The sequence below is a fragment of the Pseudomonas sp. NFPP04 genome (genome assembly GCF_900113815.1).
Taxonomy (GTDB): domain Bacteria; phylum Pseudomonadota; class Gammaproteobacteria; order Pseudomonadales; family Pseudomonadaceae; genus Aquipseudomonas; species Aquipseudomonas extremorientalis.
On sequence record NZ_FOQS01000002.1, the window covers coordinates 251,529 to 272,509 of the forward strand.

Here is a 20,981-nt window from a genome sequence, read left to right on the forward strand (position 1 = left end):
GATTACTGGTCCCCTGCAGGCTTAGGCGCGCTGGCAAGTGCTTGCAGCAGTGCCGGATCCTTGATCGCCTTCATGATGATTTCTTCAGCGCCGGTCTTGCCGTCCATGTAGGTCAGCAGGTTGGCCAGCTGGGTGCGGGCTTCGAGCAGTTGATTCAGCGAGTCGACCTTGCGTGCCACGGCGGCCGGGCTGAAGTCGTCCATGCTTTCGAAGGTGATGTCCAGGCTCAGGTTGCCTTCGCCGGTCAGTTCGTTCGGTACGTGAAACGCCACGCGCGGCTGCATGGCCTTGAGGCGCGAGTCGAAGTTGTCGACGTCCACTTCAAGGAACTTGCGGTCGGCCACCGGCGCCAACGGCTCGGCAGGCTTGCCGGCGAGGTCGGCCATCACGCCCATTACGAAGGGCAACTGGACCTTTTTCTCGGCGCCGTAGAGCTCGACGTCGTACTCGATCTGCACTCGAGGCGCACGGTTGCGCGCGATGAATTTCTGAGAACTTTGCTTCGCCACGTTGCTGCTCCTGGTCGCTTGAGCGACGGTGTTGTTACTGCACAGTCGGATGGCTTACTCGCCGTCCGGCCCGCGCAGGTTTTCAAATTGGGACATGCCGTCGGGAATCAGATTGCGCACGATGGCCGCAAAGTCGGCGTGCACCAGATTCTTCGCCCGGTTCAACAGCACCGGCAGCGGGCTCGAAGGCTCGTGCCGGGTGTAGTACGCAAGGATCTTGTCGAGACTGCGCAGCACATCGTCGCGGCTGGCGATATCGCCAACGGGACGCGGTGCTGCGGGGGCGGCGGCGAAGTCGGCCGAGGGGGCATTGTCGTCACTGACGGCCTCGGGTTCGCTGCTGCCGGCGGCGCCGGGCACCGCTTGATTGAGTATCTGCAACGCCTGCTTGAGCGGCTGCTTCAAGGCGCTGAGGTCCACGCCCTGGGCGGAACCGACCTGATCATTGACCTGTTGTTCGATCGCTTCGCACGCCGCACGCGCCGTAATCAGAGCGTCGCGGGTGGCCTGTAGCTGCTCGGGGTCGCTGTCGAGGAACGCGGCGTTGAGCTGCTGCGCGCCGAGTTGTTCATCGGGGAAGCTCAACAGGCCACTGGCGTTGAGCGCCGCGCGCAGGCTCACGGGGCCGAAGGTGCGCGAGCGCGTGAGGATGCTTTCGCGCAGCAGGCGGATGTTGGTGTCGCAGGTCAGGCCGGTGAGGGCGTTGATGCGTACGGTAGGGTCGTTATCGTCGTCGGCGTCCAGGCGCGGGTGCAGGTCGGCCCAGTAATCGCGCAGCAGCGCATCGATCAGCGTCAGCGCTTCGGCCAGGCCGGCCACGCCTTGGAGGGCGAGGGCGCTTTGCAACAGGAAGTGGGTGATGCGCAGGTCTTTGCTGCGCGCGAGCAAGTCGAGGCTTTGCTGCTGGATGCTGCGCCATTCCGGCGGTTCAGCGGGCAGGATCGAGTCGCCCATGCTGCGCTCGGGTTGGCCCTTGGCATCACGCTCCAATTGCAGAAATTGCGCGTCATATTCCATGTCTTCGCCACAGGGCGAAGTCGCGGAAACGGCGGTGAGCAGCAACGGCACATCCACTGTATTTGATCTCCCTATCAGCCCGTTAGATAGCGGGCAATTCATGCATTAGTTGCGCAAGGAACTTTGCATGTTTTCTTGGTCATATAAGCAAGATGCCACTAATGTGCCATCACCGGTATTCAAGAAGTTGTGCATTTTTGGTGTAGTACTTATGCCTTGTCAAGGTAAGCTATTCGCCCTCTGTGACAGATGTGCGGTGCTTAACAACCTGTGCGACTGGTGGGTCGAACGACGTACCGGGACAGGATTTTTGTCATAGAGCCCAGTTAAGATCAGCGATCATGCTGGTATTGGCAGGTTTTGGACGGTCGATTGCTCGACCTGATGGGGATATCCCGGGAAGCGCTGTCCCGGGAATCGACCGCGCGCGAAGTATCAGCAAGGAGGCAAGATGTCGCTGTGTTTGACTATCACTAGTTATCACAAGATTACCCCTGGGCAGTGCTCCGAAAAGTCCATGAATCAGGGCTCGATGGCTATCGGCCGCAGCTCGGATAATGACTGGGTATTGCCTGATCCTGAGCGTCTGGTCTCCTCGCAGCACTGCGTTATTCAGTACAAAGATGGCCGTTATTATTTAACTGATAACAGTACCAACGGAGTGGAGTTGGTTAACGCCGGCATTCGTTTGCGCAGGGGTAACAGCGAGCTGTTGCAAGATGGCGAGCTGATCCGCATCGGCGATTACGAGATCCAGGCGCGTATCGATTTCAACGTACAGGCCGTCGACAGCCAGCCGTTTGCCGGCGAGTCGCCGAACAGTTTCGAAGCGCTGATGGGCGCCGTGTCGAATAAGCCCGCGCCTGTTCCGGTGATTGCGCCGCAATTCCAGGGCGCTTCATCGATGGACACGCTGCCGGACCTGTTCGACTTCCTCAGTCCTACCGCCGTACCGCCGCCGACCGTGCCGGACCACGTGCCTTCCGAGCAACATGACTTCCGCCCGCCGACACCGGTGGCTGTGCCGGTAGTGGCACCGCCGGTGGTGTCGGGCGCGGTGATTCCCGAAGACTGGGACCTGTTTGGCGACACGCCAGCACCCGTCGTCAGCGCTGCGCCGCCACCGGTCATCCAGCCGCCCCCGGTTGTCGAGCCCCCGCCGCCCGTGGCGGAAAGCCAGCAACCGGACCTTCTGCAAGCCTTCCTGCGTGGTGCGGGCCTGGACCAACTGCGCCTGGACAAAGCCCAGGCCGAGGCCCAGATGGAAAATATCGGCCGCAGCTACCGCCTGATGGTCGAAGGCCTGATCGACGTGCTGCGGGCCCGCGCCAGCCTCAAGGGCGAGTTCCGCATGCAGCAGACCATGATCCAGCCGGCAGAAAACAATCCGTTGAAATTCGCCCCGAATGCCGACGAAGCGTTACTGCTGCTCCTGCGCCACGGCAACCAGGCGTTTATGGCACCCGACCTCGCCGTACGCGACAGTTTCAACGACCTGCGCGCCCACCAGTTGGCGGTGATGGCCGGCGTGGAAGCGGCGATCAAGCACCTGCTCAGCCGCTTTGAACCGACGCAACTGGAAGAACGCATGGGCAAGCCCGGCGGGCTGTCGAGCCTTTTCAATGGTTCGCGCCAGGCCCAGTACTGGCAGCAGTTCACCGAGCTCTACAGCAATATTTCCCGCGAGGCCCAGGAAGATTTCCAGGACCTGTTCGGCCGCGAATTCAGCCGGGCCTACGAAGAACACAGCGCACGACAGCGACGCTGAACCGCAGCACATGGATTTAACGGATAGCTAAGTACGTCATTGAGGACGCAGGATGATTCCCAGGTTTTTACTCGCAGTTGCCACACTGCTTTTGCTGACGGCGTGTGCCAAAGACACCGCCAAACCCGAAACAGCCGCCGAGGCCGAAGTGGATACGGCCGCCGTCGAGCTGCACTTCCATGCGATCAGCGGGCTCAACCCCGGTGCCAACGGCCAGGCCGCCCCGGTAAGGGTGCGCATCTTCGAACTGAAAAACGCCGCCACCTTCGCCCGTTCCGATTACTTCGCTCTGGCGGACCGTGCGCAATCCACACTGGGCCTGGACCTGCTGGACCAGGACGAAGTGATGGTGCAACCCGGCGAGCAATTGAGCATCCAGCGTGACCTCGACCCGTCCACGCGCCAGATCGGCCTGCTGGTGGGCTATCGCGAGCTGGACCGCGCGCAATGGCGCACGGTGATCAACGTGCCCGCGCGCCAGTACACCGAATACCAGATCAGCCTCGATGTGCGTGCCGTGCGCGCCGACGTCGTGGTCACCCCATCCAGCCCTGCCCAATAAGAAGCAATCGGAGCCCCCATGTCCTGGAACAATCGCGTGGTCTGGTCGGAAGGCATGTTCATCGGAACGCAGCACTTCCAGCAGCATGACCGTTACCTGGAAAACCTGATCGATGCCCGCAGTCGCCCGTTGTCCGCCGGCGCCTGGGGTTTTTCCGAGCTGCTGATCGACCAGGGCCTGCTGGCCCAGGGCAAGCTGGCGATCGTGTCGGCGCGTGGCCTGCTGCCCGACGGCACGCCGTTTAATATCCCCCAGGATGACCTGGCGCCAAGCCCGCTGAATATCGATGACAACCTGCGCGACGGCCTGGTGTACCTGGCCCTGCCGCTCAAGCGCGCCGGCGCCCGCGATACCGTGGATGAAGGCGAAGCCCTGGAGGCTGCGCGTTATGTGAGCCAGGTGCGCGAAGTACGCGATGACAACGCACCTTTCGAAAACCGCGCCCCTGTGGCCGTGGGTTCCCGCGCCCTGCGCCTGCTCACCGCCCAGGATGGCATCAGCGATTACGCCGCCGTGGGCCTGGTGCGCATCAAGGAAAAACGTGCCGACCGCGCATTGGTGCTCGATGACACCTACATCCCGCCGGTATTGGATGTGGCCGCGAGCAAACCGCTCACCGCCTTTCGCAGCGAACTGCTCGGCCTGCTGCACCAGCGCGGCGAAGCCCTGGCGGGGCGGGTGGTGGCATCGGGCGCCGGTGGCGCGTCGGAGATTGCCGACTTCATGCTGCTGCAACTGGTCAACCGCGCCCAACCGCTGGTCCAGCATTTGAGCCAGTTGAGCCCGTTGCACCCGGAGCGCTTCTTCAGCGAGCTGGTCAGCCTGGCCGGCGAGTTCTCGACCTTCTCCACCTCCGGTCGTCGCCCCCAGGAATACCCGCAGTATCAGCACGATGACCTGGCCCTGAGCTTCGCGCCGGTGATGGCGGCATTGCGTGAAGCGTTGTCGATGCTGATCGACAGCAAGGCCACACCGATCCCGATTGTCGAGAAAGCCTATGGCGTGCACGTGGCGATGCTGGCCGACAAGACTCTGCTCGACAACGCCAGTTTCATCCTGGTGGTGCGCGCCGATGTGCCCGGCGAAACCCTGCGCGCACGCTTCGGCCAGCAGAGCAAAGTCGGCTCGGTGGAGCACATCCGCGACCTGGTCAACCTGCAACTGCCGGGTATTGGCCTGTTGCCTCTGCCGGTGGCGCCACGCCAACTGCCGTACCACGCAGGCTCGACGTATTACGAGCTCGATCGCGGCAGCGAGCATTGGCAACAACTGGGCAATTCCGGCGGTTTTGCCTTCCATATCGCCGGGCAGTTCCCGGGCTTGAACCTGGCCTTCTGGGCGATCCGAGGATAATCCGCGATGCATCCCAATGATGATGACCGCACCCAGTTCATGCCGCGTCCGGGTGGCCGGGTGCCGGAGCCTGTGCGTGCCGAACCTTCGCCCCTGGCCATGCCGGCCGCACCGATGCTCACCGGCAAGAGCCACGGCCTCAACCCGCTGGAAAGTGCCGCCGGCCCGCTGTTGGCGCTGCTGACGCGCCTGCGCAACACCATCGCCCACCCGGCGCCGGCCAGCTTGCGCGCACAATTGCTGGCCTACCTGCGCCAGTTCGAAGAGCGTGCCGAAGCCGCTGGCATCGCCCGTAACGAAGTGCTGCTGGCGCGTTACGCGCTTTGCACCGCGCTGGATGAGGCGGTGTTGAGCACGCCCTGGGGCAGCACCAGTGACTGGGGCAAGCAGAGCCTGCTGATCACCGTGCACAACGAGGCCTGGGGCGGCGAAAAAGTCTTCCAACTGTTGGACCACTGCCTGCAAAGCCCACGGGAACGCCTGTACCTGTTGGAGCTGTTGTACCTGTGCATGTGCCTGGGTTTCGAAGGCCGCTACCGCGTAATGAACGACGGTCGCAGCCAGCTGGAGACCCTGCGCGAACGCACCGCCGCGGCCATTCGCAGTGCGCGTGGCGAGCATGAGCGTGAGCTGTCGCCGCACTGGCGCGGCGTGACCGTGGCGCGCGATCGGCTGGCGCAATTCATGCCACCCTGGATCGCCGTTGCCATCGGTGTCGCGTTGCTGCTGGCGTTGCTGTTCGGCCTGCGCCTGAAGCTGGCGGCGGATGCCGAACCGGTGTTCAAGAATATCCATGCCCTGGGCGAGATTCCGGTGCAAGCCATCGACCGTCCGGTGGCGCAGCCCAAAGTCATCGAGCGCCCGCGCCTGGCGGGCTTCCTGGTGGAAGACATCAAGGCCGGCCGCGTGGCGGTGGAGGATGCGGTCGACCGTTCCGTGGTGACCATTCGTGGCGATGAGCTGTTCGCCTCCGCCAGTTCCAGCATCGTCGACGACTACCAGCCGCTGATGCTGCGTATCGCCGACGCCATTCGCAAGGTCAAGGGCCAGGTGCGGGTGACCGGGCACAGTGACAACCGCCCGATTGCCACGCTGCGCTTCCCGTCCAACTGGGCGCTGTCCGAAGCGCGGGCCAAGTCGGTGCTGGAGATCCTGGCGGCCAAGACCGGCCAGGCCGAGCGCTTCAGTGCCGAGGGCCGCAGCGACACCGAGCCGGTGGCGACCAACGCCACCGCCGAAGGCCGTGCCCGCAATCGTCGGGTTGAAATCACCGTATTGGCGGAGGGCGTCGAGTGAAGGCGTTTTTCAGTTTCATGATTCGCTGGGTGATCCCCGTGCTGGGTTTGATTGCCCTGAGCCTGATCATCTGGTTTGTCGGGCCGTTGCTCGACGTGCTGGTACCGGAAGGCCGGCGCTGGGCGCTGATCGTCCTGGTATTCGCGGTATGGCTGGCCTACCGCGTGTTCCGCATCATCCAGGCCCGGCGTCAGGCCGCCGAAGTGATGCGCAGCCTGGCCGCCGAAACCCCGGCCGACCCCAACAGCGTCGCCACCGCCGAAGAACTCACCACCCTGCGCCAGCGCATGGACGAGGCCCTGGCCCTGCTGAAAAAGGCCAAGCTCGGTGGCGATGAGCGCCGCAACCTCTACGAACTGCCGTGGTACGTGATCATCGGCCCGCCGGGTTCGGGCAAGACCACCGCGCTGGTCAATTCCGGCCTGCATTTCCCGTTGGCCGCGCAACTGGGCGCCGGCGCCGTGCGTGGTGTCGGTGGTACGCGCAACTGCGACTGGTGGTTTACCGATCAAGCCGTGCTGCTCGACACCGCTGGCCGCTACACCACCCAGGACAGCAACTCCACGGTGGATAAGGCCGCGTGGCTGGGCTTCCTCGACCTGCTGAAAAAACAGCGCTCACGTCGCCCCATCGATGGTGCGTTTATCGCCATCAGCCTGTCGGACCTGCTGCTGGGCACTGACGCCGAGCGCGCCGCCCATGCCGCTGCCATCCGCCTGCGTATCCAGGAGCTGTACACCCAACTGGGCGTGCGCTTCCCGATCTACCTGATGCTGACCAAGCTCGACCTGGTGCCGGGCTTCATGGAGTTCTTCGACAACCTGAGCAAGGAGGAACGCGCCCAGGTGTGGGGCATGACCTTTGCCCTGGACGATGGCAAAAACAGCGACAGCCCATTGGCACACCTGCAAAGCGAGTTCGCCGGGCTGGAACAGCGCCTCAACGAACGCCTGGTCGAACGCCTGCAACAGGAGCGCGACCCGGCGCGGCGCGACCTGATCTACGGCTTCCCGCAGCAGTTCGGCGCGTTGAAGGACTGCCTGCAAAGCTTCCTCGAAGGCGTGTTCAAACCCAATGCCTTTGAAGAGCGCGTGTTGCTGCGCGGCGTGTACTTCACCAGCGGCACCCAGGAAGGCAGCCCGATTGACCGCCTGATCGGCGCCATGGCCCAGAGCATGAACCTGGACCGCCAGCACCTGGCGCGCCAGAGCGGCACCGGGCGCAGCTACTTCATCGAAAAACTCTTCACCGCCGTGGCGTTTGCCGAGCGTGGCCTGGTGGGGGTGAACCCGAAGGTCGAGCGGCGGCGCAAGTGGATTGCGCGGGGTGTGCTGGCCGCCACTGTGGCATTGGTCGTGGTGGTCAGCGGCCTGTGGTGGGTGAGTTACCGCGCCAACCAGGCGTACATCGCCCAAGTCGACCAGAAAGTCGCGCCGCTGGGCCAGGCCGTACAGAACCTGAGCCCGGCGCAGCGCGAAGTGCTCGCCGTGCTGCCGTTGCTCAACGCCGTGAAAAACCTGGCGGGCGATTCGCCGAGCTGGTCCGAAGGCCTGGGGCTGTATCAGGGCGATATGCTTGAAGCCGAGTCCGCCAGCGTCTACCGCAAGCTGCTGATCGCGGTGTTCGCGCCACGCCTGGTGACGCGCATCGAAGAACAACTGCACGGCGGCGGCAATTCCGACTTCCTCTACGAAGGCCTCAAGGCTTACCTGATGCTGGCTGACGCCGAGCATTACGACCCGGACTTCATCAAGGCCTGGATCGCCCTGGACTGGGACCGCAACCTGCCCCGCGACCTGCCGGCGGATCAGCGCCAGGCATTGGCCGGGCACTTGCAGTCGCTGTTCGAACGCCACCCGCCGAACGCGCGCCTGGATCAACGGCTGATCGACGACCTGCGCCGCCAGTTGCAACAACTTCCAGTGGCCCAGCGCGTATATGACCGGGTCAAGCGCCAGAAACTGCCCGAGGGCATCCCGGACTTTCGCCTCAACGAAGCCGCCGGCCGTGACGCCGCGCTGGTGTTCAGCCGCAAGAGCGGCAAGCCGCTGGGCGAGCCGTTGAGTGGCTTCTTCACCGCCAAGGGCTATCGCCAGGCGTTCCTGCTGAGCAGCCTGAACCAGACCGGCACCCTCGCTGAAGAACAGTGGGTGTTGGGCAACGAACAGGCTGACCAGCAGAACGTAGTGAGCCTGGCCGCCGATGTGCGGCGCCTGTATTTCCAGGATTACCAGCGCCAGTGGGATGCGTTGCTGGCGGACATCGACTTTGTGCCGATCACCAGCGTGGCCCAGGCGGCCGATGTACTGCGGGTGATTTCCGGCCCGACCTCGCCGCTGAAAAAACTGCTGGTGGCGGTGGCCAAGGAAACCGACCTGCAAGCCGAAGAGCGGCAACTGGCCGCCAAAGGCGTGCCGGTAGAAGGGGGCGTCGACAAGCTCAAGGAGCGCCTGGGCAGCCTGCTCGGCCAGGAGCAACCGACGGCCAATGCGCCTGCGGCGGCGGAGGATCCGGTGACCGCGCACTTCGCCCAGCTCAACAGCATTGTCAGCAAGAACGAAGGCGAACCGGCGGCTATCGACGGCCTGCTCACCGACATGAACGCGCTGTATGTGCAGGTCAGCGCCATGGTCGGCGCCAGCGGCGATGCGTTGCTCGGCGAGGCGAAGAACCAGGCGGCGGCTGCGGCGACTCGGGTCAGTCTGAATGCCGAGCGCCAGCCGCCGCTGGTGCAAGGCATGGTCAAGTCGGTGGTCAACTCCACCACCAACAGCATGATGGGCGGCGTGCGCAACCAATTGAACGCAGCCTGGGTCAGCGAAGTGGTCAACGTGTATCGCCAGTCCCTCGCCGGGCGTTACCCGATGTCGCCGGGCAGCGCACGGGATGCCACCCTGGATGACTTCGGCCAGTTCTTCGGCGTGGGCGGAGTGATGGACAACTACTTCCGCAAATACCTGCAGCCTTACGTGGACACCTCGGCGCAGACCTGGCGCTGGCAGCCGGGCGCGGCACAGAAACTCGGTATTGCTCCGGGCGTGCTGCAAACCTTCCAGCGAGCCGCGACGATCCGCGATGCGTTCTTCCGCTCCGGTGGCACCCAGCCAATCGTGCGGTTTGAACTCAAGCCAGTGTCGATGGACCCGACCATCACCCAGTTCCTGCTGGACCTGGACGGCCAGCAACTGAGCTACGACCACGGCCCCAGCCGCCCGGTGGCGATGCAATGGCCGAACCCCGGCAGCATTGGCGTGGTGCGGATTTCCATCATGCCGCCCTCGGCCAGTGGCCGTTCCGGCGTGACCCTGGACGGGCCGTGGGCCTGGTTCCGCTTGCTGGAGCAGTCGGATCTTACCGCCGGCAACTCACCGGACCGCTTCAACCTGCGCCTGCGCGTCGACGGTGCGAGCATCGCCTACGAGTTGCGCGCCAACAGTGCCTTCAACCCGTTCAAGAGCCGCGTGCTCAGTGGCTTCAGCCTTCCGGAGCGGCTATGACGACGCTGGGTTTCTACGGCAAGTTGGCCAGCCGTGGCGACTTTGTCAGCCGCGCCTTGCCCCAGAGCTTTATCGGCCCGTGGGATAGCTGGCTGGCGGCGGGTTTGCTGGCCAGTCAGAACAGCCTCGGCGGTGAATGGCTCAATACTTACCTGGTCAGCCCGCTGTGGCGCTTTGTGCTGGCGCCGGGCGTGTGCGGGCCGGATGCGGCGGCGGGCGTGGTGATGCCGAGCATCGATCGGGTGGGGCGCTACTTCCCGCTGGCGGTGGTGGCGTTGCTCGATCACGACACCAATCCGGCCTCCCTGGTGGGCGGGCCGGACACTTGGTTCGAGCAGGCCGAGGCGCTGTTGCTCAGCACCCTGGATACCGGTGCGACCTTTGAAGGTTTCAACGAAGGCCTCGATGGCCTGGGCTTGCCGGCGAGTGAGCCGCGTGCCGTGGACAGCCGTTTCGCCGGCCTGCAACGGGTGGCCGCGACCGTGCCGCAGCAGCGCATGACGGCCCTGGCCGAACAGGCCTGCGACGGCGCGAGCCTGTGGTGGGGGCGTGGTTCGCAACGTATTTCCCCTGGTTTGCTGCGGTGTCAGGGTCTGCCTGCCGCCAGCGATTTTGCGCAGTTTTTGCTCGGACAAGAAGGTGTGGTGTAGATGGGGTCGACGTACAAATCCGCGAGCAAAAGCCATGTAGGCATGGTCCGCCAGGTCAACGAAGACGCCTGCCTGGACCTGCCGGAAAACCGCCTGTGGGTGGTGGCCGACGGTATGGGCGGGCATGCGGCGGGCGACTATGTCAGCAGCCTGATCGTCGACAGCCTGCGCAGCGTGCCGGTGGGGCGCTCCCTGGATGAATACACGGCAGCGCTGCGCAATGACCTGCTGCGCATCAACGCAGCCGTGCGCGAAGAAACCGCCAACCGTGGCGTGACCATGATGGGCAGCACCGTGGTGGTGCTGGCCGCCCGTGGCCTGCGCGGTGTGTGCCTGTGGGCCGGCGACAGTCGCTTGTACCGCCTGCGCGACGGCGTGCTCGAAGGCATCTCCCGCGACCACAGCTACGTCCAAGACCTGCAGGACAGCGGCCTGCTCAGCGAAGCCGACGCGCGTACGCACCCGCGCGCCAACATCGTCACCCGTGCGATTGGTGTGGAAGCCCACTTGGACCTGGCGGTGGTCGACCTGCTGATCGCCCCCGGTGACAGCTACCTGCTGTGCAGCGACGGCCTGAACAAGACCGTCGAAGACCATGAAATCCGCGATGTGCTCAGCCACGACGCGCCGGACGAAATCGTGCGCAGCCTGGTGCACCTGGGGCTCAACCGGGGCGCGCCGGACAACATCACCGCCATTGTCGTGAAGGTATCGCCATGAACATCGTCATCCCCGGTTATGACATCGAAGGCGAGATCGGCGAAGGCGCCATGGCCAGCGTGTACCTGGCGACGCAGCGCTCGCTGGAGCGCAAGGTGGCGTTGAAGGTGATGGCGGCGGCGCTGGCGGCCGATCCAACCTTCTGCGAGCGCTTCCTGCGCGAGGGCAAGACCCTGGCGCGCTTGTCGCACCCGCACACGGTGACTATCCATGACATCGGCAATGTCGGTGAGCTGTACTACATGGCCATGGAATACCTGCCCAACGGCACCCTCAAGGAGCGCATCGCCGCCGGCATGACACCGGAGCAGGGTGTGACGCTGATACGCCAGATCGCCTCGGCGCTGGGCTATGCCCACGCCCAGGGCCTGGTGCACCGCGATGTGAAACCGGCGAACATCCTGTTTCGCGCCGATGGCACGGCGGTGCTGTCCGACTTCGGTATCGCCAAGTCGCTGGATGACCGCACGCAATTCACCCAGGCCGGGTTTGCCGTGGGCACCCCCAGCTACATGAGCCCGGAACAGGCGCGGGGCCAGGAGATCGATGGCCGCGCCGACCTATATGCGCTGGGCGTGGTGCTGTACGAGATTCTGGTCGGCAAGCTGCCTTACACCGGCACCGATGCACTCTCCACGGCGCTGGCGCACCTGACCGAACCGCTGCCGGAACTGCCGGTGCACCATGGCCGTTATCAGGACGTGCTGCGCAAGCTGTTGGCCAAGGACCCGGCTGAGCGTTTCCCGGATGCGGCGGCGCTGTTGCGCGCCTTGGACAATCTGCCGGCGGACTCTCCGGAAGCCACCCTGGTGCGGCCGTTGCCGATTCCGATGAGTTTCGACCTGGCGGGCATTACCCCGGAGTCCATCGAGATTCCCAGTGATAAACCCCAGCCGATGCGCCAACCGGTGGTGCCGCCGACCCAGCACAGCGAGCAGCGCCGTGGGCCGGTGTTGGCGCTGGCGGCGGTTGCAGTGGCGGTTGCACTGGCGATTGGCGGTGCGAGCTACTGGTGGTTGAGCGGTAGCGACGAGCCGGTGGTCAAACCGCCCGCTGCCGAGGTGCCGAAAGTCACGCCACCGCCGCCAGTGGTCGCCGAAGCGGATGGCGGCCAACGCCCGTTGCTCATGGCCGGCAAGAAGACCCTGTTCCAGCGCGTGCTCAGCAAGCCGGGCGCAAAGCTTTCGACCGATGCGGGCAGCGCGCCAGGCAAGGCCCTGCCGGCGTTTTCCGTGCTCTATGTGTACCAGCGCAAGGACGTCGACGGCAGCCCGTGGGTGCGTGTCGGCGCGGCCACCGATGGGCGCAGCGACGGTTGGTTGCCTGCGTCTCAAGTCAGCGACTGGAAGCAGAGCCTGGTGCTGAAATTCACCGAGCGCTCGGGCCGGGCGCCTGTGATGTTCCTGCGCCAATCCGGCGAAGTGGAAAAACTGCTGGCTGACCCTTCCGCCGCCAAAGGCGTGCTGGCCAAGGCGCAGAAAAACAGCGAAGACAACAGCCAGATCCTCGCGTTGGAGCCTGCCGCCAGCGCCGTCCCGCAGAACCAGTTCTACCTGTTGCCGATCTTCGACTCCAAAGAGAGCTTCGACGAAAACGGCCAACCGGTGCAGTTACTCAATGTCGCCTCCATCGACCCCGGCAGCAGCGCGGCCGCCAAACCCGCGACGCCGGTGATGAATGCCAACGCCGACGCCTTCCGCACGGCCGTGGTGCTGGTGGTGGACACCACCGTGTCGATGCAGCCCTATATCGACCAGATCCGCGATGTGGTGCACGAGTTGCAAACCCGCATCGCCGAGCGCGGCGAGTTGGACAGTGTCAGCTTCGGCATGGTCGGTTTTCGCAGCAGCATCAAGAAAACCCCGGGCCTGGAATACGTGGCCAAGACTCTGATCAGCCTCGATCAGGGCCGCGATCCGCAACGCTTCCTCGACATGGCGCGCCAGGTCAAGGCGTCCACCGTGTCCAGCCACTCCTTCAACGAAGATGCGTTCGCCGGGGTTATGCAGGCGGTAGACGGCATGGATTGGTCCGGTTATGGCGGGCGCATCATCCTGCTGGTTACCGACGCCGGTGCGCTGCGCAAGAATGACCCGTTCGCCGCCACCCAGATGAACGAAGCCGAAGTGCGCCAGGCCGCGCTGGGCAAGCAGATCAAGATCTACGCCTTGCACCTGCGCACCGACGCCGGCAAGAAAACCCACGCCGGTGCCGAGAGCCAGTACCGCATCCTCACTGCCGACGCCAACCCGCAGATTGGCGACCTGTACACCGCGGTGCCCGGTGGCGATGTGCGCAAGCTCGGCGAGCGGGTGGATGAGATCGGCACGGTGTTCGCCAACCTTGTGCATCAGGTGCGCAGCAACACGCCGCAGCCGGTGCCGTTGCTGAGCAGCGCACCGAGCCTGGCGGATAAGTCCGCAGCGGTCGGCTATGCCATGCACATGGATTTCCTCGGCCGCAAAACCGCGAGCCAGGCGCCGCAACTGGTCAGCGCCTGGACCGCCGACCGCGACCTGACCAACCCGGCACTGCCGGCGTTCCAGGTGTGCGTGATGCTGACCAAGTTGCAGCTCAACGATCTGCAGCAGTCACTGAAACTGATCGTCGATGCGGCGCGCAAGACCCAGACCTCGCCCAAGGACTTCTTCCAGGAAATCGCCAGTGCCTCGGCCTACATGAGCCGGGACCCGCAGGCCCTGCGCAAGGGCGGCAATCTGGCCGACGGCGGCATTCTCGGCGAATACCTCGAAGGCCTGCCGTACCGCAGCAAATCGCTGAACATGACCCAGGACCTGTGGTTGTCGTTGAGCGTGGCCGAGCAGGAAGACTTTATTGACGAGCTGGACTCGAAAATCCGCCTCTACGAAACCTTCCACAATGACCTGGCCAACTGGGTCCGTTTCGGCGATGCCGAGCCGGGCGATGCGTTGTACCGCGTTCCGTTGTCGACGTTGCCGTGATGCTCACCCTGAACGCGGTGCACAAGAGCCGGGGCGTCGGTAGCCAGCGCTATAGCCTGGTGATCCCGGCGCTGGCGCTGCGTGCGGGCGAGCAAGTGGCGATTGTCGGGCCCAGCGGTTGCGGCAAAAGCACCTTGCTCGACCTGCTGGCGCTGGTCTTGGCACCGGATCAGGTCGGGCAGTTCGAGTTTTATCGGCAGGACATTGCCGGGCTGTGGCGCGCTGATCGGCAATCCGCATTGGCCGCGCTGCGCAGCCAGCACTTGGGCTATGTGCTGCAAACCGGCGGCCTGCTGGGCTTTCTCGATGTGCGCGGCAATATCGCCTTGTCCCGGCAACTGCTGGGCTTGAAGGACGATGGCAGCGTGGCGCGCCTGGCCGAGCAATTGGAGATCAGCGACCAGTTGGCCAAGAAACCGGCGACGCTGTCGGTGGGGCAGCGCCAGCGCGTCAGTTGTGCCCGCGCCCTGGCCCATGCGCCGCAACTGGTGCTGGCGGACGAGCCGACAGCGTCCCTCGACCCCCTGAATGCCGAGCGCGTGATGCACGCATTGCTGGCCCAGGCCCGTGAACACCGTGCAGCCTGTGTGATCGCCACCCACGACGAGCCCCTGGCCCGCGCCAGTGGCTTGCAGGTGCGACGCATCAGTTGCCGTCGCGACACCGATGGCGGCGTCACCGCCACCCTCGGGGAGGTGTGCTGATGCGCATCGGTCTGGTGGCGTCGCTGGCCTGGCAGGATTACCGCAACGATGCCTGGCTGTCGGCCTGTTCGGTGCTGGCGCTGGTGGCGGTGATCGCGCCGCTGCTGGTGTTATTCGGCCTGAAATTTGGACTGGTTAGCAGTTTGACCGAACGTTTGCAGACCGACCCCGCCACCCGTGAAATTATTCCGTTGGGCGGTGGTCGATTCAGCAGTGCGTTTATCGAGCAACTGGGCGAGCGCAGTGAGGTGGCGTTCGCCATACCGCGTACGCGGCAGATTGCGGCGACGGCGCAAGTGGGCATGTTGGCCCTGGAGATGCTGCCGACCGCGTCCGGTGACCCACTGCTGGCCGGCCTGCCGGTGCCCAAGGGCCTGGACCAGATTGTGCTGAGCCACACCGCTGCCGAAAAGCTGGCGGCGCGGCCTGGCGATTGGCTGGAAACCAGCTTTGCACGACAAGTGGCCGGGCGCGTCGAAGCCCAGCGCACGCGCGTGCAGGTGCTGGCGGTGTTGCCGCTGGAAGCCTTTGCTCGTGACGGTTTGTTTGCCGACCTGGGTTTGCTGGAAGCGGCGGAAGATTACCGCGATGGCCGCGCAGTGCCAGGCCTGGGTTGGGACGGGGAGGCTGCAGGCGTCAGTGAGCAGCGCGTGTACCCGGCGTTCCGCCTGTATGCCCGCAACCTTACCGATGTGGAGCCGCTGCGGGTGTACTTCGCGGGGCAGAACCTGTTGGTGTCGACCCAGGCGCAGACCATCGCGCAGGTGCAGTCGTTGAGCCGCAACCTGTCGATCGTGTTCTGGGTGATCTGCGGGCTGGCGTTGGCGGGGGCGTTTGCGGCCATTTTTGCCGGCGCCCTGGCCTGCGTCGCGCGTAAGCGGCGGGAGTTATCAGTGTTGCGCCTGTTGGGGTTTTCCACCGGTGGGTTGTTGTTATTCGTGGTGGTGCAGGCGCTGTACAGCGCGGGTTTCGCCGCCGTACTCAGTGCCGGGCTGTATGGCCTGGCCGAGTCGGGCTTGAATGAATTATTCGTGCAGGTGCCGGGCGAACACGCCAGCCACCTGCTGGCGCGCCATTACGGCCTGGCCCTGGTTGCAGTCCTCGGCGTCAGCGCCGTGGCGGCGGCGTGTGGTGGTTGGCGAGTGGCGCGGATCCAGGCTTCTGAAGGAATCAGAGATGTATAAGTTGCTGGGCGCCTGTGTGGCGCTGACCCTGGCCTCGATGGCCTGGGCCGATGAGGCGAGTGACAAGCTCGACAACCCCAAGCCGTTGGAAGGCGACGTCAGCCTGCCGTTGCCTTGTGAAGGCAACATGGTGTTCCGCTACGCCTACGTGTTGGCCCAGGGCACCCTGGATGACCGCGAGATCAGCCTCGGCTACCCCTTTGCCGAAGGCGAGGCGGGTTATCAGCAATCGTTTATTTCCGGCTACCGTCGCGACTTCATCAATGGCCAGTTCACCCTCAAGGACCTGCCCAAGGACTGGAACAAAGTCATCGCGCCGTTGATGCCGAAGACCGACGCCAAGACTCCGCTCAAGCCCATGCTGTACTTCATCGGCAAGTACGAGGTGACCGCGCGCCAGTACGCCCAGGTGATGTCCCAGGCGCAGTCCCTGGCCAGTGGCGAACCGGCGCCGGCGTGCGATGCGCCGACCGGCATGGCCGGGCGCCTGCCCAAGGTGAAACTGTCGCGCTTTGAAGCCGAGCGCTTCTCGGCGGTGTACAGCGCCTGGCTGATGAAATACCACCGCGACTTGCTGCCGGTGAGTGGCCGTGGTTCCTCGGCGGATGACGGCGGACTGGGTTTTGTGCGCCTGCCCACCGAAGTGGAGTGGGAGTTCGCTGCGCGCGGCGGTCATGCGGTGAGCCGCCAGGACCTGGAAGGGCGCCTGTTCCCGCGCCGTGTCGACGGCAGCGACAGCGACGGCCCGCTCAGTGATTACGCGGTGTTCAACCAGGTCGCCGGTGGTACCGGCCAGGCTGCGCGCCTGATGCCCATCGGTACCAAATTGCCCAATCCGATTGGTATGTTCGACGTGATCGGCAACGCTGCGGAAATGGTCCAGGAATCGTTCCAACTGGTCCACGCCGGGCGCCGCCAGGGCACCTACGGTGGCTTTGTGGTCAAGGGCGGCAACTACCTGGAAGGCGAGGGCACGCTGTTCACCGGCATGCGCCGCGAATACCCCCTGTTTGCCGCCGATGGCACCGAGCAGAGCAACGAGACCACTGGTTTCCGCGTGGCGATCGGCGCGCTGTCGGCGCCACGTTCGCGCTACAAGGAGCTGTTCGCCCAATGGCAGAAAGAGGGCCGCCTGGCCTCGCTGACCGACGCCATCGACGACGCCCAGGACCCGACCAAGCGCCTGGACAGCATCATCGCCGCCAGCGTCGATCCCAAACTGCAAGCCGAGCTGGGGCTGGTCAACGAAGAGCTCAAGCGCAACGTCTCGCTGATCGCCCAGCAACGCGAAGAAGCGGCGGGCAACCTGATTCAGTCGGCCGCGTTGGTGGCCGAGACCATCGCCAACTACAACATCCGCCTGGCCAACCTGCAGAAGAGTCGCCAGCAGGCCCTGGACAACAAGGACGCGGCCAGCGCGCAACTGTTCGAGATGGCCATTACCAATGGCCGCAGCGCCCTCGACGGCGCAGTGGCGATCTATATCGACAACCTGGCCACCGGCACGCGCTACACCGATGCGGTGATCCAGGCGCAGTTTCAACGGATCAAGGAAGAGTTGGATCGCAAGCCGGTGCTCGGCAAGAGCCTGGTGACGCGCGCAACACTGTTCGTTCGCCATGTCGGCAACTACCGCAAGCAACAGCGGGCCGACCCGGCAACGATCTTGAAGGAATTGCTCGCAGCGAGCGGTCAGCGATGAGCGCTGGCTGTATAGCGAGCTTGGAAGGGACTCAGGCGGCGGTGGGCCGTGCTGGGCAAGTCAAACTTAAAAGAGAACACACCTATGCTTTTTTCCCGTAAGGCGGTTTCCAAGCGTCACTTGCTGCTGATCGCGGCTGGCTTCAGCACTGTGCTGACCGGTTGCGCCACATCGCCGGCCTCCAAGGTCGCGTCGAGCACCAAGGTCGAGTACTACCCCAACTGCTATGAGCCCGTGCAGCACTTGCGCGCCACCGACTCGAACATGACCAAGTCGGTCGTGACCGGTGCGGCCATCGGCGCTGCCGGCGGTGCCCTGCTCGGCGCCCTGACCGGCGACAAGGAAAAACGTGGCCGTAATGCGGCCATCGGTGCTGCGGGCGGCGCCCTGGCCGGCGGTGCAGCGGGTTACTACACCGAACGTCAGAAGCAGATCGCCGATGACAACCAGCGTATTGCCTCATATGCGGCTGATGTGAACAAAAGCGTCTCCGACATCGACCGCAGCACGGCGTACGCCAAGGCGTCCCAGCAGTGCTACCAGAGCGCGTTCACCAAGTTGGTGGCTGATCGCAAAGCCAAGACCGTCAACGACACCGAAGGCCGCAAGCGCCTGGCGGAAATCGTCTCGGGCCTGAAGGAATCCAATGACCTGATCGTTGCGGTCAACGGTAAAGCCGCCGAAGACCTGAACAACTACACCCAGGCCTACGAGAAAGACCTGCAACAGGTTGGCGTACAGCGTACTGACGTGGTCACCGTGGCCAAGGCCGACACAACACCTGTTGTGACATCGGGCAAGAAGAAAGGCACAGGCACCAAACCGCCGAAAAAGCCGGTTCTGCCAACCGTACCCACAGAAGCGGTGAGCACCGAGAAGACCTTCCAGACTGCCCAGGCCAAGCAAGCTGAAAGCAAGCAGGTCGCCAGCGCCGGTAAAGCTCAGCTCGAAGGCAGCTGCCGCGATCCGAACCTGGCCGACTGGGCGCCGGTTCCTTGCCCAAACGTTTAAGTAATATGCTGCTATAAGCGTCAAACGCCAGCCGATCTTCCGCTAATGCGCAAGATCGGTGGCGTTCTTTTTGCAAATCGTTAAACTGCTGCGGCCACTCAATAATTACACCGAGGCCGTGTGCATGAAATTCCGTCTTCTCCTGTGGGTGCTGGGCCTGATGATGGGCAAAGCCAGCCGCACCAATCCTGCCTTCCAGCAACAGTTGGGCGATAAAGACCTGGCGTTCCAGTTGCAGACCCTCGACGGCAAGGTTGCCCGTCACTTCATCGTCAAAGACCAGCGCATCACCAGCCGCTCGGGTGTTCACCCGGCGCCGGCGTTTGCCATCGCGTTCAAAGACGCCGCCTATGGCTTCGCCACGATGCAGGCGAAGAACAAGCAGCTGGCGTTCATGACGGGGATCCAGGACAAGTCGATCCAGATCAAGGGCAACCCGGCGCTGGTGATCTGGTTCCAGGGGTTGACCAAGTACTTGAAGCCGAAGAAAAAGAAATAGAGCGTGGTGGATTCATCGGGGGCAAGCCCCCTCCCACATGGGCATGCATTTCAAGTGTGGGAGGGGGCTTGCCCCCGATAGCGGTCTGACAGACGATCGATTCAGCCCTGGCTGAACTGTGACGCCAGTTCGCGCAACAGCACTTCAGCATCCAGCACTTTACCCACCACTTCTTCAGCCTTGTCACGGCTCAAGCCCAGGCGCTCCAGCAGCGCATCCGGAATCGCTTCATCCGGCCCGGAACCGATCCCGCGGCTACGCAACAAACGCACCGCCAGGCTCACCAGGTTCGGGTACTCGGCGTATTGCCCGTCGTAGGTCGGGTCGTGCTGGAAGCGCAGGGCGGTGGACAGTTCGTCCGGCATGTCCCAGTAGCGCATCAGCCAGGCACCGATCTGCTCGCGGCTGATGCCCAGCAGGTGTTGCTCGACATAGCTGTGGCACAGGTGCGGGTTGACCTCCAGGTGACGGCAGATCAGCGAGAAGTGCGGCGGGAACACGTGGGCCAGCAACAGATAACCGAAGTTGTGCAGCAGGCCGGCAAGGTAGGTGAGGCCGGCTTCCGGGCGCTGTGCGCGGGGCATGGCGCGGGTCAAGCCTTCGATCACGGCGGCGGTGTAGATCGACTGGTGCCAGTACGGCGTCGACTGGTGCGGGTGGTCCTTGGGCAGGCTCAGGGTCTTGCCCAGGGCCAGGCCCAGCGCCAGGTTGATCACCAGGTCGAAGCCCAGCACACGCACGATGGCGTCTTCCACTGAACGAATCTTGCCCGGCGAGGCGTAGTACGGCGACGCGGCCCAGCTCACCACTTGGGCGGCCAGGGCCGGGTCGGTCTCGACCACGCCGGTGATGTCGTCGATGGTGGCGTTTGGGTCGACGCGCAGCTTGATGATCTTCTGCGCGGTGTCGGCCAGGGGCGGAATCTCGATGGTCGCTTCCAGGCGCTGCTGGATACGGCGGGCGGTGAACGCCTGCATTGCCTGGGTGATTTCCTCGCGGTCATCGTTGGGGCGGTCGAGGTTGGGGCGGATATTGCTCAACGGCTCGCCGAAGTGGCCGGCGCTGGCCTTGGTGAGCATCGTCTTGAAGGCGTCGCTGGGAATCTCCAGCAACAGGCCTGCTTCACCCGAATGCACCAGCAGGCTCGGCTCGTCGAGCAGGCTGCCTTCGTACAGGCAGGGCGAGCTGGTAAGGGGTGGCAAACCTGGCAACAGGCTCAGGTCATGTTTGTCGAGCATGCGCTTGACGCGATCCGGCGATACAGCGGTCAGGCGGCGGCCGGTGAGTTCGGCGAGGCGGTTGAGGTCGAGCAACTGGTTCTGCGGGAACAGCACCATCAGGGCGCCTACCGCATCTTCCAGCAGCACTGCCTGGACCTTCTGCGCAGGATTCAGGCCCGGGAGGTCGGCGACTTCCGTGTAGGGGATGGCGAGTTTTGCGAGCAGAGCCCGAATGACCGGCGGGGCGGTCAGTGGGGCTGTGGCGAGGGCAACTTCTGACATGGCCTGATCCAATTTCTTACAGTCACCGAAGTATAACCAGCTTG

16 protein-coding genes are annotated in these 20,981 nt (G+C 64.2%); 13 read left to right on the plus strand and 3 right to left on the minus strand.

Annotated features, from left to right (window positions below):
* Window positions 1-2 precede the first annotated feature (2 nt).
* Window positions 3-509 carry a type VI secretion system contractile sheath small subunit gene (gene tssB, locus BM017_RS04965; protein WP_010207547.1) on the minus strand — a complete coding sequence of 169 codons (507 nt, stop codon included), beginning with the start codon at window positions 507-509 and terminating at the stop codon, window positions 3-5.
* Between the two features lie 54 nt (window positions 510-563).
* Window positions 564-1,583 carry a type VI secretion system protein TssA gene (gene tssA / locus BM017_RS04970; RefSeq protein ID WP_071488096.1) on the minus strand — a complete coding sequence of 340 codons (1,020 nt, stop codon included), beginning with the start codon at window positions 1,581-1,583 and terminating at the stop codon, window positions 564-566.
* 394 nt (window positions 1,584-1,977) lie between these two features.
* On the opposite strand from tssA, the gene tagH reads away from it, so the two are divergent.
* From tagH to BM017_RS05035, 13 genes are all read left to right on the plus strand, one after another.
* Window positions 1,978-3,294: a type VI secretion system-associated FHA domain protein TagH gene (gene tagH / locus BM017_RS04975; RefSeq protein ID WP_092241642.1), complete on the plus strand. Its 1,317-nt coding sequence runs from the start codon at window positions 1,978-1,980 to the stop codon at window positions 3,292-3,294.
* 52 nt (window positions 3,295-3,346) lie between these two features.
* A complete protein-coding gene (gene tssJ / locus BM017_RS04980) occupies window positions 3,347-3,856 on the plus strand; it encodes a type VI secretion system lipoprotein TssJ (protein ID WP_092241644.1) in 510 nt (169 codons plus the stop codon).
* Window positions 3,857-3,874: 18 nt separating this feature from the next.
* A complete protein-coding gene (tssK, locus tag BM017_RS04985) occupies window positions 3,875-5,209 on the plus strand; it encodes a type VI secretion system baseplate subunit TssK (protein ID WP_071488093.1) in 1,335 nt (444 codons plus the stop codon).
* 6 nt (window positions 5,210-5,215) lie between these two features.
* Complete coding sequence (locus BM017_RS04990; RefSeq protein WP_092241646.1) at window positions 5,216-6,505, plus strand: DotU family type VI secretion system protein; 1,290 nt, start codon at window positions 5,216-5,218, stop codon at window positions 6,503-6,505.
* Entirely contained in the window at window positions 6,502-10,002 is a 3,501-nt protein-coding gene (gene tssM / locus BM017_RS04995) for a type VI secretion system membrane subunit TssM (RefSeq protein WP_092241648.1), read from the plus strand. Before BM017_RS04990 ends, tssM begins: the two co-directional genes overlap by 4 nt.
* Window positions 9,999-10,652 (plus strand): type VI secretion system-associated protein TagF, encoded by a 654-nt coding sequence (gene tagF / locus BM017_RS05000; protein ID WP_071488090.1) that lies wholly within the window; start codon window positions 9,999-10,001, stop codon window positions 10,650-10,652. The genes tssM and tagF overlap by 4 nt, the downstream gene beginning before the upstream one ends.
* Window positions 10,653-11,372: a PP2C family protein-serine/threonine phosphatase gene (locus tag BM017_RS05005; protein WP_092241650.1), complete on the plus strand. Its 720-nt coding sequence runs from the start codon at window positions 10,653-10,655 to the stop codon at window positions 11,370-11,372.
* A complete protein-coding gene (locus BM017_RS05010) occupies window positions 11,369-14,335 on the plus strand; it encodes a serine/threonine-protein kinase (RefSeq protein WP_092241652.1) in 2,967 nt (988 codons plus the stop codon). The genes BM017_RS05005 and BM017_RS05010 overlap by 4 nt, the downstream gene beginning before the upstream one ends.
* A complete protein-coding gene (locus tag BM017_RS05015; RefSeq protein WP_092241654.1) occupies window positions 14,335-15,039 on the plus strand; it encodes an ABC transporter ATP-binding protein in 705 nt (234 codons plus the stop codon). Before BM017_RS05010 ends, BM017_RS05015 begins: the two co-directional genes overlap by 1 nt.
* Entirely contained in the window at window positions 15,039-16,223 is a 1,185-nt protein-coding gene (locus BM017_RS05020; RefSeq protein WP_092241656.1) for an ABC transporter permease family protein, read from the plus strand. The genes BM017_RS05015 and BM017_RS05020 overlap by 1 nt, the downstream gene beginning before the upstream one ends.
* Complete coding sequence (locus BM017_RS05025) at window positions 16,216-17,925, plus strand: formylglycine-generating enzyme family protein (protein WP_071488085.1); 1,710 nt, start codon at window positions 16,216-16,218, stop codon at window positions 17,923-17,925. Before BM017_RS05020 ends, BM017_RS05025 begins: the two co-directional genes overlap by 8 nt.
* Window positions 17,926-18,009: 84 nt before the next feature.
* The gene (gene tagQ, locus BM017_RS05030) at window positions 18,010-18,936 is read left to right on the plus strand and encodes a type VI secretion system-associated lipoprotein TagQ (protein WP_092241658.1); all 927 of its coding nucleotides are present in this window, start codon (window positions 18,010-18,012) and stop codon (window positions 18,934-18,936) included.
* Window positions 18,937-19,060: 124 nt separating this feature from the next.
* Window positions 19,061-19,435, plus strand: coding sequence for a hypothetical protein (locus tag BM017_RS05035; RefSeq protein WP_003195530.1), 375 nt, complete (start codon window positions 19,061-19,063; stop codon window positions 19,433-19,435).
* A gap of 101 nt (window positions 19,436-19,536) precedes the next feature.
* On the opposite strand, the gene BM017_RS05040 is transcribed toward BM017_RS05035, so the two are convergent.
* Window positions 19,537-20,937 (minus strand): aminoacyl-tRNA deacylase and HDOD domain-containing protein, encoded by a 1,401-nt coding sequence (locus BM017_RS05040; RefSeq protein WP_092241659.1) that lies wholly within the window; start codon window positions 20,935-20,937, stop codon window positions 19,537-19,539.
* Between the last annotated feature and the right edge of the window lie 44 nt (window positions 20,938-20,981).